The sequence below is a fragment of the Halomonas sp. A020 genome (assembly GCF_027943625.1).
GTDB classification, from domain to species: domain Bacteria; phylum Pseudomonadota; class Gammaproteobacteria; order Pseudomonadales; family Halomonadaceae; genus Vreelandella; species Vreelandella piezotolerans.
On the sequence record NZ_AP022850.1, the window covers coordinates 831,917 to 845,550 of the forward strand.

General features: G+C 57.1%; 12 protein-coding genes. 6 read left to right on the top strand and 6 right to left on the bottom strand.

Annotated features, from left to right (window positions below; all coding sequences use genetic code 11):
• Positions 1-25: 25 nt before the first annotated feature.
• Both FRH_RS03830 and FRH_RS03835 read right to left on the bottom strand, forming a co-directional pair.
• Positions 26-1,522, bottom strand: a complete 1,497-nt coding sequence (locus FRH_RS03830; RefSeq protein WP_281998149.1) for a CoA-acylating methylmalonate-semialdehyde dehydrogenase — start codon at positions 1,520-1,522, stop codon at positions 26-28.
• Between the two features lie 30 nt (positions 1,523-1,552).
• Positions 1,553-2,881, bottom strand: a complete 1,329-nt coding sequence (locus FRH_RS03835; RefSeq protein ID WP_281997806.1) for an aspartate aminotransferase family protein — start codon at positions 2,879-2,881, stop codon at positions 1,553-1,555.
• A 352-nt stretch (positions 2,882-3,233) separates the two neighbouring features.
• On the opposite strand from FRH_RS03835, the gene FRH_RS03840 reads away from it, so the two are divergent.
• Genes FRH_RS03840 through FRH_RS03860 form a run of 5 tightly spaced genes read left to right on the top strand, consistent with a single transcriptional unit; the run spans position 3,234 to position 8,568 of the window.
• A complete protein-coding gene (locus FRH_RS03840; protein WP_139525844.1) occupies positions 3,234-3,476 on the top strand; it encodes a hypothetical protein in 243 nt (80 codons plus the stop codon).
• A 15-nt stretch (positions 3,477-3,491) separates the two neighbouring features.
• Complete coding sequence (locus FRH_RS03845; RefSeq protein WP_281997807.1) at positions 3,492-5,015, top strand: sodium:solute symporter family protein; 1,524 nt, start codon at positions 3,492-3,494, stop codon at positions 5,013-5,015.
• Between the two features lie 11 nt (positions 5,016-5,026).
• The gene (locus FRH_RS03850; RefSeq protein WP_139525846.1) at positions 5,027-5,857 is read left to right on the top strand and encodes an FCD domain-containing protein; all 831 of its coding nucleotides are present in this window, start codon (positions 5,027-5,029) and stop codon (positions 5,855-5,857) included.
• Between the two features lie 18 nt (positions 5,858-5,875).
• A complete protein-coding gene (locus FRH_RS03855) occupies positions 5,876-7,147 on the top strand; it encodes a Zn-dependent hydrolase (RefSeq protein WP_281997808.1) in 1,272 nt (423 codons plus the stop codon).
• Positions 7,148-7,149: 2 nt separating this feature from the next.
• Positions 7,150-8,568: an amidase gene (locus FRH_RS03860; protein WP_281997811.1), complete on the top strand. Its 1,419-nt coding sequence runs from the start codon at positions 7,150-7,152 to the stop codon at positions 8,566-8,568.
• Here FRH_RS03860 and FRH_RS03865 read toward each other — a convergent pair.
• On the bottom strand, positions 8,537-8,839 hold the full coding sequence (locus FRH_RS03865; RefSeq protein ID WP_281997813.1) for an antibiotic biosynthesis monooxygenase: 303 nt from the start codon (positions 8,837-8,839) through the stop codon (positions 8,537-8,539). The two genes, FRH_RS03860 and FRH_RS03865, sit on opposite strands and share 32 nt — an antisense overlap.
• A gap of 110 nt (positions 8,840-8,949) precedes the next feature.
• On the opposite strand from FRH_RS03865, the gene FRH_RS03870 reads away from it, so the two are divergent.
• Positions 8,950-10,530 carry an FAD-binding domain-containing protein gene (locus FRH_RS03870; protein WP_281997814.1) on the top strand — a complete coding sequence of 527 codons (1,581 nt, stop codon included), beginning with the start codon at positions 8,950-8,952 and terminating at the stop codon, positions 10,528-10,530.
• A gap of 250 nt (positions 10,531-10,780) precedes the next feature.
• On the opposite strand, the gene FRH_RS03875 is transcribed toward FRH_RS03870, so the two are convergent.
• From FRH_RS03875 to gabT, 3 genes are all read right to left on the bottom strand, one after another.
• Positions 10,781-11,302: a hypothetical protein gene (locus tag FRH_RS03875; protein WP_281997816.1), complete on the bottom strand. Its 522-nt coding sequence runs from the start codon at positions 11,300-11,302 to the stop codon at positions 10,781-10,783.
• A gap of 2 nt (positions 11,303-11,304) precedes the next feature.
• Positions 11,305-12,045: a hypothetical protein gene (locus FRH_RS03880; RefSeq protein WP_281997817.1), complete on the bottom strand. Its 741-nt coding sequence runs from the start codon at positions 12,043-12,045 to the stop codon at positions 11,305-11,307.
• A gap of 309 nt (positions 12,046-12,354) precedes the next feature.
• Positions 12,355-13,626, bottom strand: a complete 1,272-nt coding sequence (gabT, locus tag FRH_RS03885) for a 4-aminobutyrate--2-oxoglutarate transaminase (RefSeq protein WP_281998150.1) — start codon at positions 13,624-13,626, stop codon at positions 12,355-12,357.
• Positions 13,627-13,634: the final 8 nt, after the last annotated feature.

Consider the following 13,634-nt stretch of genomic DNA (forward strand, 5'->3'; position numbering starts at 1 on the left):
AAGATGGCGCAGTTAGCGCATCGCGTCAACGCTGGGTGGCGGGAAACGAGAACTCCGCCCGGGTGGCTTCGCTGACGGAGGGCCAACGCTGGGAAACCGCTTTACGGCGCGTGTAGAAACGCACCGCGTCTGGGCCGTAGGCGTGAAGGTCGCCAAACAGCGAGCGCTTCCAGCCGCCAAAGCTGTGGTAGGCCACCGGTACGGGCAGCGGCACGTTTACCCCCACCATGCCAACCTCGATACCGTCGGTGAACCGGCGGGCGGCTTCGCCATCACGGGTAAACAGGCAGGTGCCGTTGCCGTATTCGTGGTCGTTGATCAGCTGCATGGCGTCGTCCAGGCTGCCGACCCGTACCACGCAGAGTACCGGCCCGAAGATCTCTTCCTGATAAATGCGCATCTCCGCAGTGACGTGATCGAACAGACAGCCACCGACGAAATAGCCCTCTTCATGGCCAGCCACGCTCAGGCCGCGCCCATCCGCCACGAGCGAAGCGCCCGCGTTCACGCCCTCTTCGATAAACCCAAGCACTTTATCGCGGTGCTCTGCGGTCACCAGCGGGCCCATATCCAGGCCTTTGTCGGTACCCGGGCCTACCTTCAGCTGGGCGATCTTGGGCAGCATGGTTTCGACCAGACGGTCGGCGGTGTCGTCACCCACGCACACCGCCACCGAGATCGCCATGCAGCGCTCGCCGCAGCTGCCGTAGGCGGCACCCATCAGCGTGTTGGCGGCGTTTTCCAGGTCGGCATCCGGCAGAATCACCGCGTGGTTCTTCGCCCCGCCCAGGGCCTGAACGCGCTTGCCCGCCGCCGAACCACGGGAGTAGATCGCCTCTGCCACGGGCGTGGAACCGACAAACGAGATCGCCTTCACGGCTTTGGCATCCAGCAGGGTTTCCACCGCCTCGCGCCCGCCATGCACCACGTTCATCACGCCTTTGGGCAGCCCCGCCTCTTGCAGCAGTTCAGCCACGGCCATGGCCGCCGACGGGTCCTTTTCGGAGGGCTTGAGGATAAAGGTGTTACCGCAGGCAATCGCCATCGGGTACATCCACAGCGGCACCATGGCAGGGAAGTTGAACGGGGTAATGCCCGCCACCACGCCCAACGGCTGGAAGTTGGACCACGCATCGATGCCCGGCCCCACGTTGTGGGAGTACTCGCCTTTCAGCAGCTCCGGCACGCCGCAGGCGTATTCGACGTTCTCGATGCCGCGCTTCAGCTCGCCCATCGCGTCTTCCACCGTTTTGCCATGCTCTTCGCTGACCAGTTGCACGAGGCGGTACGCGTGCTCTTCCAGCAGCTGCTTGAAGCGGTACATGACCTGGGCACGCTTGGCGGGCGGCGTATCGCGCCAGGCGGGAAACGCCGCCTGAGCCGCAGCAATCGCCCGCTCCACATCCGCTGCGCTGGCATCCGCCACGTGGCGAATCACTTTTCCGGTAGAAGGGTTGGTGACCTCCAGCGTGCGCTGGCTTTCCACCAGCTCACCATTTATCAGGTGGGAAACAACACTCATCATGAAACTCCAAAACAGGGTGGGCCAGGGTTACGCCAGTGAATCCAGGGTCGTCGCGACGGCATCGAACAAACGCTCGAGCTCGGCTTCTGTGGTGCCGAAGGGAGGGCCGAACTGCAGGGTGTCGCCGCCGTAGCGCACGTAGAAGCCCGCTTCCCACAGCGCCATATGCGCATCGCGGGGGCGAATGGTGGGGTCGCCGTTGCGCGGCGCTAGCTGCAGGGCACCGGCCAAGCCGTAGTTGCGAATATCGACAATGTGATTGTGGCCTTTCAGGGCGTGCAGCTTCTGCTCGAACGCGGGAGCGATGGCGCTCACCTGAGCGGGGAAGTTTTCACGCTCCATCATCTCCAGCGCCGCCAGCCCCGCAGCGCAGGCCACGGGGTGGGCGCTGTAGGTGTAACCATGGGGGAATTCAATGGCGTGCTGGGCACCGCCTGCGTGCATGAAGGTGTCGAAAATCTCGCTAGTGGCAATCACTGCGCCCATCGGCACCGCGCCATTAGTGATCTGTTTAGCCACGTTCATGATATCCGGCGTGACGCCAAACGCCTCGGCACCCGTGGTCGCCCCACTGCGGCCAAAGGCGGTAATGACCTCGTCGAAAATCAGCAGAATGTCGTGGGCGGTGCAGATCTCCCGCAGCCGATCCAGATAGCCTTTTGGCGGCACGATCACCCCCGCCGAGCCCGACATCGGCTCCACGATCACCGCCGCAATGGTAGAGGCATCGTGCAGGGCGATTTGATCCAGCAGCGCATCGGCCAGCTCAGCGCCGGTGTCCGCTTGGCCACGGGTGTACGCATGGCCCGCCTGCAAGGTGTGGGGCAGGTGCGTTACGTCCATCAATTGGCCGTAGTGCTTACGGTTGCCGCCAATGCCGCCCAGGCTGGTGCCGCCGATGTTCACCCCGTGATAGCCCTTGGCGCGGCCGATCATGCGGGTTTTTTCCGGCTTACCTTTTAAACGCCAGTAGGCCTTGGCCATCTTGACCGAGGTGTCAGCGGCTTCTGAACCGGAGTTGGTGAAGAACACGTGATCCAACCCAGCAGGCGTCAAGCTCGCGACCTTTTCCGCCAGCTTGAACGCCAACGGGTGGGCAATCTGAAAGCCGGGGGCAAAATCCAGCGTGCCCAGCTGCGCCGCCACGGCTTTTTGGATCTCTTCACGGTTGTGGCCTGCCCCGCAGGTCCATAGGCCAGAGAGCGAATCGAACAGTTTGCGCCCCTGGTCATCGATGTAATAGCGCCCTTCCGCCCCGGCTATCATGCGCGGGTTGGCGCGGAAATCGCGGTTCGCGCTGAACGGCATCCAGAAGTGCTGGTTGAGGGCGGTGCCTGATACAGGCTGCTCAGCCATTTTTTCCGCTGACTGAGCGGTTGTTTTACTTTTTAAACCAAACATAGTGTCTAGCTCCGTCGCTTTGAGACATGCCCTCAGCATGCGCCACCCACTACGTTTGTAAAATTATGCTTTTCTTGAGTTCACGTTAGAAAATACATACGTAATAGAGCATCAAACAGCGCCTACCCATCTTGACGGGACGATTCAAAGCGCCTAATTCTTATATTTATACGAATAAATACAACAAATCAGTGGAACACGCCTAAGTAGCACTCGCATAGACAATGCGCCCCAACAGTGCTGTTGTTGCCTGCGTGCACTATGAATACTGCTCACAATTTCAATATAAACAAAGGGCTAACTTGCTATGAAATACTTGACTCCCTTAAAGCTGTCTATATATGGCGGCATGCTCTTCAGCTTTATCATGCTGGAAAGCCCCCTCATTATGCTGGCTAACCGTATAGAGCCCATGGTGATGGGCCTCCCCTTTCTGCTGGTGTGGAACTTGTTCTGGTGGTTCGTATTAACGGCGCTATTTTTGGTGGCTTATTTCACCAACTGGGGTAGTCCCGAGCCTTCCACTATCCACGCCACCCAACAGCGGTAAATGAAGGGGTATATCATGACCGGAAGCTTAATCATCATTGCAGCGTTTATGATCATTCCCTTGATGGTGGGGGTTTTATCCGCTCGTCAATCACAAGAAACCAGCGAGGATTTTTTCGTTCAGGGCCGTGCCATGGGCAGTATCGCGGTCTTCTTCACCGTCGCGGCCACCTGGTGGAGCGCGTTTGCGTTCCTCGGCTCTAATGCCACCTTTTATACCAACGGGCCGGTATTTCTTACTGCGTTAGCCTGGAACCTGCTGTTTGGCTTCATGTATTACTGGATTGGCAAACGAGTTTGGTTTTTAGGCAAACGATTCAACTACTTAACACCTTCAGACTTAATTGGCGATTTTTATAACAGCGAGGCGCTGCGCATTACCGTTGCCGCGATTACGCTGATTTTTACCGTACCTTATTTGCAGATCCAGCTCACTGGCGGCGCTTACTTAATCGAGGTTGCCTCGGGTGGGTTGATTCCTTTCTGGCTCGCCGCCCTGCTGTTCTACTTCATCATCATTATCTACGTGTGGATTGGCGGCATTCGCGCCATTGCCTGGACCGACGTCATTTATGGCGCGCTGTTGTTCTTCGGCATGCTGTATGCCGGTTACTACATTTCCACCCAGGTAGGGGGCCCCACGGCGCTATTTAGTCAGCTGCAGCAAAGCTCTCCTGATCATCTCACCATGCCTGGGCCGAACGGCACGATGGGCTACCCCATGTGGTTCTCGCTGTTTGCCATTACCGCCATCGGTGCCTTTATGGGCCCGCAAATCTGGCTGCGCATGTACTCGGTCAAACACGGCAAACTGTTTAACCTAATGCCGTTTTTATTGGGGTTGGCGGCCTTTGCCTATGTAGGCTCGGTGCTATCTGGCTATTCAGGCGTGCTGCTCGAACCCAACGTAGAAAACCCTGACCAGATACTGCCCATCATGCTGATGGAGTATGCGCCTTACCTGCTCGCCTCGTTGATCATGGCAGCCGGCGCCTCAGCCGCCATGTCTACCGCTAACTCGCAGATCCACGCGGTGTCTACCGTGGTGACGATGGATATCTACAAACGCTATATCGACCGCGATGCCAGCCAAGCGCGTATCGTGTATATCGGTCGTTTATCGCTAGTGGGTTTCTCATTGGCCGCTTATATCATGGCGCTCACCGTACCGGGCGTACTGGTCACCATTGGTATTGCGGCATTGGCGGGCACCGCGCAGTTGATCATTCCCACCATCGGGGCCATCACCTGGAAAAAAGCGCACCCCACCGCTGCACTGGCGGGTTTGTGGGCGGGCGTTGCCTGCGTGCTCCTCATGACCTTTGGCCCGCTCAGCGCACCATTTGGCTACCATGCGGGTATCTGGGGGTTATTGCTGAATGCTGCGCTGTTTGTTGGGCTCAGCCACGCGCTGCATCGCCGCGATACAGCGGTCGTGGAACGCTTTACCCAAGCACGCCATGACTATGATGCCGAGTACCATCCAGAGCGTTTGCCCGCCTATACACAAGAAATCACCCGAAGCGCTAACCAACAATAAGGAGTGGGTTGATGACTCAAGCCCCTGTTTCGACCTCGCCGCGCAGACCCAAGCTTGCCGAGCTGATTAGCGACGACATCAAGCGCTGGATAGCCGCAGAGTCACTGGGAGAAGGTGACCGGCTGCCCAACGAAAAAGCGCTGATGGAGCTTTACGGTAGCGCTAAGGGCACCGTGCGCGAAGCGCTCAAGATCCTAGAGGTTGAGGGGCTCATCACGTTAAAAACCGGGCCAAAAGGAGGCGCGGTCATCAATCAGCCCAGCATGGAGCCCGCCAGCCGCATGCTGCGTAACTTCCTGCACTTCCAACAATTGGATGGAAAGCAGGTATACCAGTTACGCAAACTGCTGGAAGTAGAACTGGCAGCCTCCGTGGTGGGTAAGCTCACCGAGCAGGACTTCCAACAGTTGGAAGCCAATATGTCGGCCTGCGCCTGCTGTGCGAGTCATGAAGAGGATCACCGACACCAACGTTTTCTAGAGCTGGAGTTTCACCAGCTGCTGGCCCGCGCCTGCCCGAATCCATTGCTCGCGTTTATGTGCCAGTTTTTAAACGACATGCTGCGCGATTTGGTGGTGATCAAAAAAGCGTACGTCCCGGAGCGAAAGCAATTCGATCACGCCAATCAGGATTACCACCGGCAGCTAGTGGATGCCTACCGCGCTGAAGATGCCCCGCGTGTGCGACAGATCATGGCCGAGCACATGGCCGATGCGGAACATCACATGAGTGCGCTGGAAGCTGAAATGGCGATACAGATGCTAGTCAGCAACGATTCACCCACTCATCAGAATCACCGTTCCAAGCTACACGACTTATTAACGGACAACACATCCGTTTAACTTTGCGAGGAGAGTGAAATGAATACCTACGTTACGCCCATCAAAGAGTCCGACCTACTCACTGACGGCGACCGCCTTTGGGCGTCGCTCATGGAGATGGCTAAACTAGGGGCCACGCCCAAGGGCGGCGTGAACCGTCAGGCGCTGACCGATCTAGACCGCCAGGGCCGCGACCTTTTCATTCAGTGGTGCCGTGCCGAGGGCTGCACGATTCGCATCGATAATGTCGGCAATATCTTTGCCCGCCGGGAAGGCAGCGCCCCCAGTGCCAAAACCGTCATGGCGGGCAGCCACTTGGATACCCAACCCACCGGCGGTAAATACGACGGCTGCTTTGGTGTCATGTCTGGCCTTGAAGTGATTCGCACCCTAAACCAGCACAACATCACCACGCAATCGCCGATTGAAGTGGTCGCGTGGACCAACGAAGAAGGCTGCCGATTTCCCCCCTGTATGATGGGCTCCGGGGTATTCACTGGTGAGCTGGCGTTTGACGCCATGATGGCGCGCACCGACGCCGATGGTGTTACGGTCAGCGATGCCTTAGACGCGATTCACTATCGCGGTAGTGATGAGGTCTCACCCGACGAGATCAAAGCCTATTTTGAGCCACACATTGAGCAAGGCCCCATTCTCGAAGATACCGACACCACCATTGGCGTTGTCATCGGTGGGCTTGGGCAGAAGTGGTTCGATCTAACCCTCACAGGGCTTGAAGCCCATGCAGGCCCCACCCCAATGAATCTTCGTCGGGATGCCATGATGGGGGCCGCAGAAGTTACTCAAGCGCTCAACCGAATTGCCCATGAGCACCAACCCCACGGGCGCGGCACGGTAGGCTGTATGACGCTACACCCAGGTTCGCGCAATGTAATTCCCGGCCAAGTCAAAATGACCCTGGATATGCGCCACTGGGAACCCCACGCCCTGATCGCCATGGGCCAAGCGGTGACGACCGCCGTTGAAGACATTTGCCAACGCCACGGGCTGGAATACGAGCTCACACCCACTGCAGATTTTGCGCCTGAGCATTTCGATCAAACGTGCGTGGATAGCGTCCGACAAGCCGCTGAAAAACTTCAGCTGTCACACATGGATATCATCAGCGGAGCCGGGCACGATGCGATGTTCGTTGGCCGCGTAGCACCCGCCGCCATGATCTTCATTCCCTGCAAAGATGGCATCAGCCATAACGAGATCGAAAGCGCTACCCCGGAACATGTACACGCAGGCTGTAACGTTCTACTGCATGCCATGCTCAATGCGGCGGGTGTGAAGAGTGGGGAGTAACCATGGCGGATACCTTTGAAACCTTGACGGCAACCGATGCATTGGCACGCTTCAGCGAGGGCTCGCTCTCGCCGGAAACACTGGTGAAGGACTGCTTAACGCGTATTGAGCGGGATAACCCCAAGGTAAATGCCTTCACCTGTATTAACGGGGAAGAGGCACGCCGTTTAGCGGCAGAATCCGCTCGACGCTGGCAAGCAGGCACTCCCTGCGGCCCGCTAGACGGCATCCCAGTGACGATCAAAGATTTAACCCTAACCAAGGGCCTGCCTACACGGCTGGGTTCCACCACCACGGCACCAGATGGCCCCTGGGAAGTAGATGCGCCCATTAGCCGTCACCTGCGCAATGCCGGGGCCATTGTGGTCGGCAAAACCACCTCGCCCGAGTTTGGCTGGAAAGGCGTCACCGATAATCCGCTACACGGCATCACCCGCAACCCATGGAACACGGAACTAACGCCGGGAGGGTCATCCGGCGGCGCGGGAGCGGCCGCGGCGCTTAACCTGGGCCTGCTTCATCAAGGCAGCGACGCGGGCGGCTCCATACGTATTCCATGTAGCTTTACCGGCACGTTCGGTATTAAACCCACCTTCGGCTGGGTGCCTCAGTGGCCTGCCAGCACCATGAGTACGCTGTCTCACTTAGGGCCCATGACGCGCACTTCACGTGACAGCGCCCTCATGCTCAGCGTCATGGCCCAGCCCGATGCTCGGGATGGTTACTCAGGCAACCCCAAAGGGCCAGGTTGGCTCACGCCGCCACCGGCTAGCCTAAAGGGCTGGCGCATCGCCTTTAGTGCTGACCTTGGCTATGTAGACGTAGCGCCGGATATTGCCCAGCGAGTCGAGGAATCCATTGCTTATTTAGAAGCATTGGGGGCCACCGTAGAACGTATAGACCCAGGCTTTAGCGATCCGCTTAAAACGTTTAATACGCTCTGGTTTGCGGGGGCCACGCAGGCACTCGAAAAACTGAACGAACAGCAACAGGCAGCGCTCGATCCTGGCTTTCTGGAGATTGCACGACGCGGGCAAGACGTATCACTTTCCGCCTACCTCGCCGCCCGGCGTGAGCGCAGCGAATTGACCGCCCACATGGCGGCCTTTCACGAACGCTATGATTTGCTGGTAACGCCTACGATGCCCATTGCACCCTTTGCGGCGGGCCACAACGTACCACCGGGCAAGCACTATCGAGATTGGATGGACTGGACGCCGTTCAGCTACCCCTTCAACCTGACCCAACAGCCCGCGGCCTCCCTTCCCTGCGGGTTAGACAACCAGGGGCTGCCGGTAGGTTTGCACTTAGTGGCGGGTAAATATCAAGACCTCAAGGTACTGCATGCGGCCCAGTTACTTGAACGCTATTTGCCGCCGTTAACGCCGCCTACAACACCACCTCAAACCCCTCGAACTTAGGCGGGCCAAGGTAAATGCCTTCCGGCGATTTTGCATTGGCGTGGGCCTTGCGGAAAGCCTCTGACTTCGTCCAGGCGCGGAAGGCCTCTTCGGATTCCCACACGCTGTGGGAGATAAACACGGTGTGGTCTTCCTGGCTTTCGCCCTGCAGCATGTGAAACTGTTTGAAGCCGGGCACTTCGTCCAGGTGGGAATCGCGGTTGCGCCATACCTCTAGAAAATCCTCTTCGCGGCCTGGGGCAATCCGGAAACGGTTCATGGCGATATACATAGTGGTTCTCCTGTGAGCGGGTGTGACTCAGTTGGTTACGCAAACAATCGCTTGATGGTAACGTCATCACTGCATCACGAATAGATAAGTGACGAACAGGCGTACGGCTAATGGCTCAGGCACCCCTTCAGGTCGTTTGGTTCAAACGCGATTTACGCATTCACGATCACGCACCGCTGGCCAACGCCGCAGCGGCGGGCCCTGTGCTACCGCTATTTGCTATTGAGCCCGCACAGTGGCAATCGCCCGACAGCGCCCTGCGCCACTGGCAGTTTGCCGCCGATTCGCTAGTTGATCTTGCCCAAGCGCTCAACACGCTGAGCTTGCCGCTCTGCCTGTGGCAGGGCGATATGGTGGAGTGCCTGGCGGCGCTAAAAGCGCACTACGGCGAACTAGTGCTGCACTCCCACCAAGAGACGGGCAACGCCTGGAGTTTCGAACGCGACCAGCGCGTTCAAGCGTGGTGCCACGCCCACCAAGTGCACTGGCAGGAAGCCCGCCAGCAGGGCGTGATTCGCGGGTTGAGCAGCCGCACGGGGCATCAATCCCGCTGGGAAAGCCACTGGGAATCGCTTATGGCCGCCCCCACCTACCCCGCCCCGCCAACAGCGGTGGCCGCACCCGGTTGGGAAGCGTTTCATTACGTAGACGTAGCGCAACTGCCCTCGCTCACCTTGGGGTTCGATACCACGCCCTGCCCCCAACGCCAGCGGGGCGGGCGCAGTGAAGGCCGCTCGCTGTGGCTGAGCTTTATTACCCAGCGCGGGCGGCGCTATCGCGGCTCGCTCTCTAAACCGTTACTGGCCTGGGAGTTTGGTTCGCGGCTCTCCCCACACTTGGCCTGGGGCACACTCTCCATGCGGGAAGTGGTGCAATCCTTGCGCCGCCAGCGGCAAAAGCACGCCGACGACACCGCCTGGGCCCGCTCACTGCGCGCCTTTACCTCGCGACTCTACTGGCACTGCCACTTCATTCAGAAGTTGGAGAGCGAACCCAGCATCGAGCATCAAACGTTGCACCCGGCGCTGCGCGGCCTGCGGGAGCGCGACCCGGAACACCCGCACCTGATCGCCTGGAAACAGGGCCAAACCGGCGTGCCACTGGTGGACGCCTGCATGCGAAGCCTGACCGCCACCGGCTGGATCAACTTTCGCATGCGCGCCATGCTGCTCTCCCACGCCACCTTCGGCCTAGGGCTGCACTGGGTTGAGCCAGCCTTACATTTGGCGCGGCTATTCACCGACTTCGAACCCGGCATTCACTACCCCCAAGTACAGATGCAAGCAGGCGCTACCGGCACCAACGCCATGCGGGTCTACAACCCGATCAAGCAGGCAGAAGATAACGACCCCACCGGCGAATTCATCGGCCGCTGGGTGCCAGAGCTGTCGCCCCTGCCCATGGAATGGCGTGCCAAGCCCTGGGCACTACCGGAAAGCCTGCAAAAGCGGTTCGGCTTTCAACCGGGCGTCGACTACCCCATTCCCAACGACTTCGAAGCCGAAGCGCGCCACTGGAAGACGATGCTGTACGAACTGCGCCGAACGCCGGAGGCGAGAGACGCCAGCCAAGCGATTGTGGAGAAGCTGGCGAGTCAGCGAAGACCTCACTCTCGGCGTACTAAAAAAGCAAAACCCACTAATCGCCAGCAGCTTTCGCTGTTTGATGAGGGCGGGTTAGAGGATAGATAGCGGATTGCGCTTAATAAATAGGTTGTCACTAGAAGTAGCGACCGTATCGGGAGAACAACACGGCATGATATATGCGTCAAGGGAAAGAGCTTGTTGCCCCTATTCTACTCATATTATTAAAAAACCGCTTCAGCAATACTGAAAGTTAATTTGACCCCGCGTCTCGTCTTAGAAATGTTAAATATTTTCTTAATCAATTGCAAATAAAATGAAACGCTAAATCCATCAGCATATCCGGCACGACGACAGATTATGAGTTAATATACTTGATTGTCTGAGTGATCATCTCGTCTACATATCCAATTGCACTATTGTGCGACGGTCGGTACATTGTCGGATGTGCGCATTGATTCCTAACAGATAACTGACCATCCATAATGCGCAGCTCGGCTCTTTTTATGAAACTTACAACTTTCGCTACTTCAATCAGGTGAGCTTCAGCATAACTCTCCTTTAACTCACCTACATCTTTAAAATTCCACTTTGGCCTTGCTTTGCGAATGTCTTCCTCATGCTTCTGGCATAGAGCCTCGAAGAACAAGTTAAAATGGCCAGCCCAAGCCATTACAATGGCCGCTCGATATAATCCTTGCTCAAGGCAGGTTATTGATTCTTTGAAGTAATTCTGGACATCTATGGGAGCTCCAGAAAGGCGTTTGCTTAATGCTTCTAGATGAATTATCCGAGAAGTAGAGAGCTCATGCTGAGATAGAATCTCATGCGCAGCTTTCTCAGCCAGCCTCGACTTCCTTACAAGCGGGAGCATTTCCATTGTTAATTATTCCCAGATAACAAATTGTCCTTCAGTGCTTTAAACAGCTTCTCATAAACTTCAGCGTTATCCGTTTCGGGAAGATGAAGCTGAATATTTATCGCAATCTGCGGTGGAGTCGTCAAACCTGTAAGGTTTATTTCTGGAGGGAGTGAATCGGGTTTTCCTTCACTTTCAGAGCCGTGTTGCTTTGCGGCTGATTCAACAACTTTTCCCATTTCCTCAGAGTCTTCGCTCTCAGCCAAGTGTTCGTTTGATGGAGTCGCTACTTTCAATGTACCATCTACACTCTCAAGCAAACCCGATTGTATGAGAATTTCAACAACAGTCCTAGAGCCAGCTCTATTTTTAGCATTATTCCCTTGACCAGAGACATACAATATATGAGCTGCTAGCTCCTCTAAACTCATCCCACCTTTTATACGAACTACTGTAACAAGCCTTGAGACACCCTCGTTAGAGCTGACAGCATCACTCCAACACTTTTTAGCGTCTTGAACCTGAGAGTGTTCTATAGCTCGTGCAAGCTTGGTTCCTAAATCAGTGATTGACTTGGCCCTTCCACCTTCAATTAGCTCAATATCTGACAAGAACTTGTTATTACCACTAATAGCAAATTTATTTAAGCCCGTCAGCTTCGCTATTTCATCAAGTGATGCTCCTTTCGATGCATGTGAGTACCCTTTGATAATTTTAACGAGCTCATCAAAGGATGACGAAGGTAAATTAATTTTTTCGGACATTTCCTACTCCATAATGTAATTTTCGAGGCTGTAACAGATTTTAGGGAGCTAGTTGGATGATCGCGTTAGCATAATTGTCCGAAAAACGCAGCTCGCCCCTTTGATTCTTTGTTTTGCTAGACTGCATAACCAAATCTCGCGCTTTTGATACTCTGGGTAGTTACCTTACCAAATCCAGACTAGCACAGGATGATTAGGACGACAGACGATCTCAGCGTCAAAATTTCAACGCCCACAAAAAAGCCCACCAACCGCCAAACAGCTTACGCTACCTGACGATGGGCGGGCTTAGTGCCGCTTGGAAGGCTACTAGCTCAGCGCTTCCAACGACTCCTCAATAATGCTCAACCCTTCCTCCAACACCGCAGACGATACCGTCAGCGGTACCAGAATGCGGATGCTGTTGCCGTAGAAGCCGCAGGAAAGCAGGATCAGGCCTTTCTCGCGGGCTTTGGCGCAGAGCGCGCCGGTGAGTTGTGGGTCGGGCTTGCCTTCACCGTTGAGCAGTTCGAACGCGGCCATGGCGCCGAGCTGGCGGCCGTGGGCGACGGCGGGGAAGCGTTCTTCCCAGACGGCGAAGCGTTCGGCCAGCATGTTGCCCATCTGCTCGCTGCGGGCCAGGATGTTCTCTTCTTCGATGGCCTCGATTACCGCCAGGGCCGCCGCGCAGGAGAGCGGGTTGCCGCTGTAGGTGCCGCCCAGGGAGTTGGGGCCGGAGGCGTCCATGACCTTGGCGGTGCCGACTACGGCAGAGAGCGGCATGCCGTTGGCGAGGCTCTTGGCGGTGGTGAGAATATCCGCTTCGATACCACTGTGTTCCAGCGCAAACAGCTTGCCGGTACGGGCAAAGCCGGACTGTACTTCGTCGGCGATCAGCAGAATGCCGTGCTCGTCGCACAGGGCGCGCAGGGCTTTCAGGTAGTCCGGTGAAGCGATGTAGAAGCCGCCTTCGCCCTGTACCGGCTCGATCACGATGGCCGCCGTGCGGTGCGGGGCGATGTCGGTTTTGAACAGCGTGCGAATGGCGTTCAGCGAGGCTTCTTCGCTGATGCCGTGCAGCGGGTTGGGGAACGATGCGCGGAACACGTCGCCCGGCATGGGGCCGAAGTCGTTCTTGTAGGGCAGCACCTTGCCGGTCATCGCCAGGGTCATCATGGTGCGGCCGTGGAAGGCACCATCGAAGGTGATGATGCCGGTGCGGCCAGTGGCGGCGCGGGCGATCTTCACGGCGTTTTCCAGCGCTTCGGCACCGGTGTTCACCAGCATTGCTTTGCGCTCGGGGCCGCGCACCGGGGTGAGTTCGCATAGCTTTTGGCACAGCTGCACGTAGGGCGCGTAGGAGATGACCGCGGCGCTGGTGTGCATGACTTTTTTGAGCTGCGCTTCGACCGCCGCGACGATTTTCGGGTGGCGGTGGCCCAGGTTGAGCACGCCAATGCCGCCCGCGAAGTCGATCCAGCGTTTGCCGTCGGCGTCCCACAGCTCGGCGTTTTCGGCGCGCTCGGCAAACTGGGTAGTCGGCGTGGCGGCACCGTTGGCCACGAAGCGGTTTTTCAGGTCGTTCAATTCTTGGTTAGTCATCATCGTTC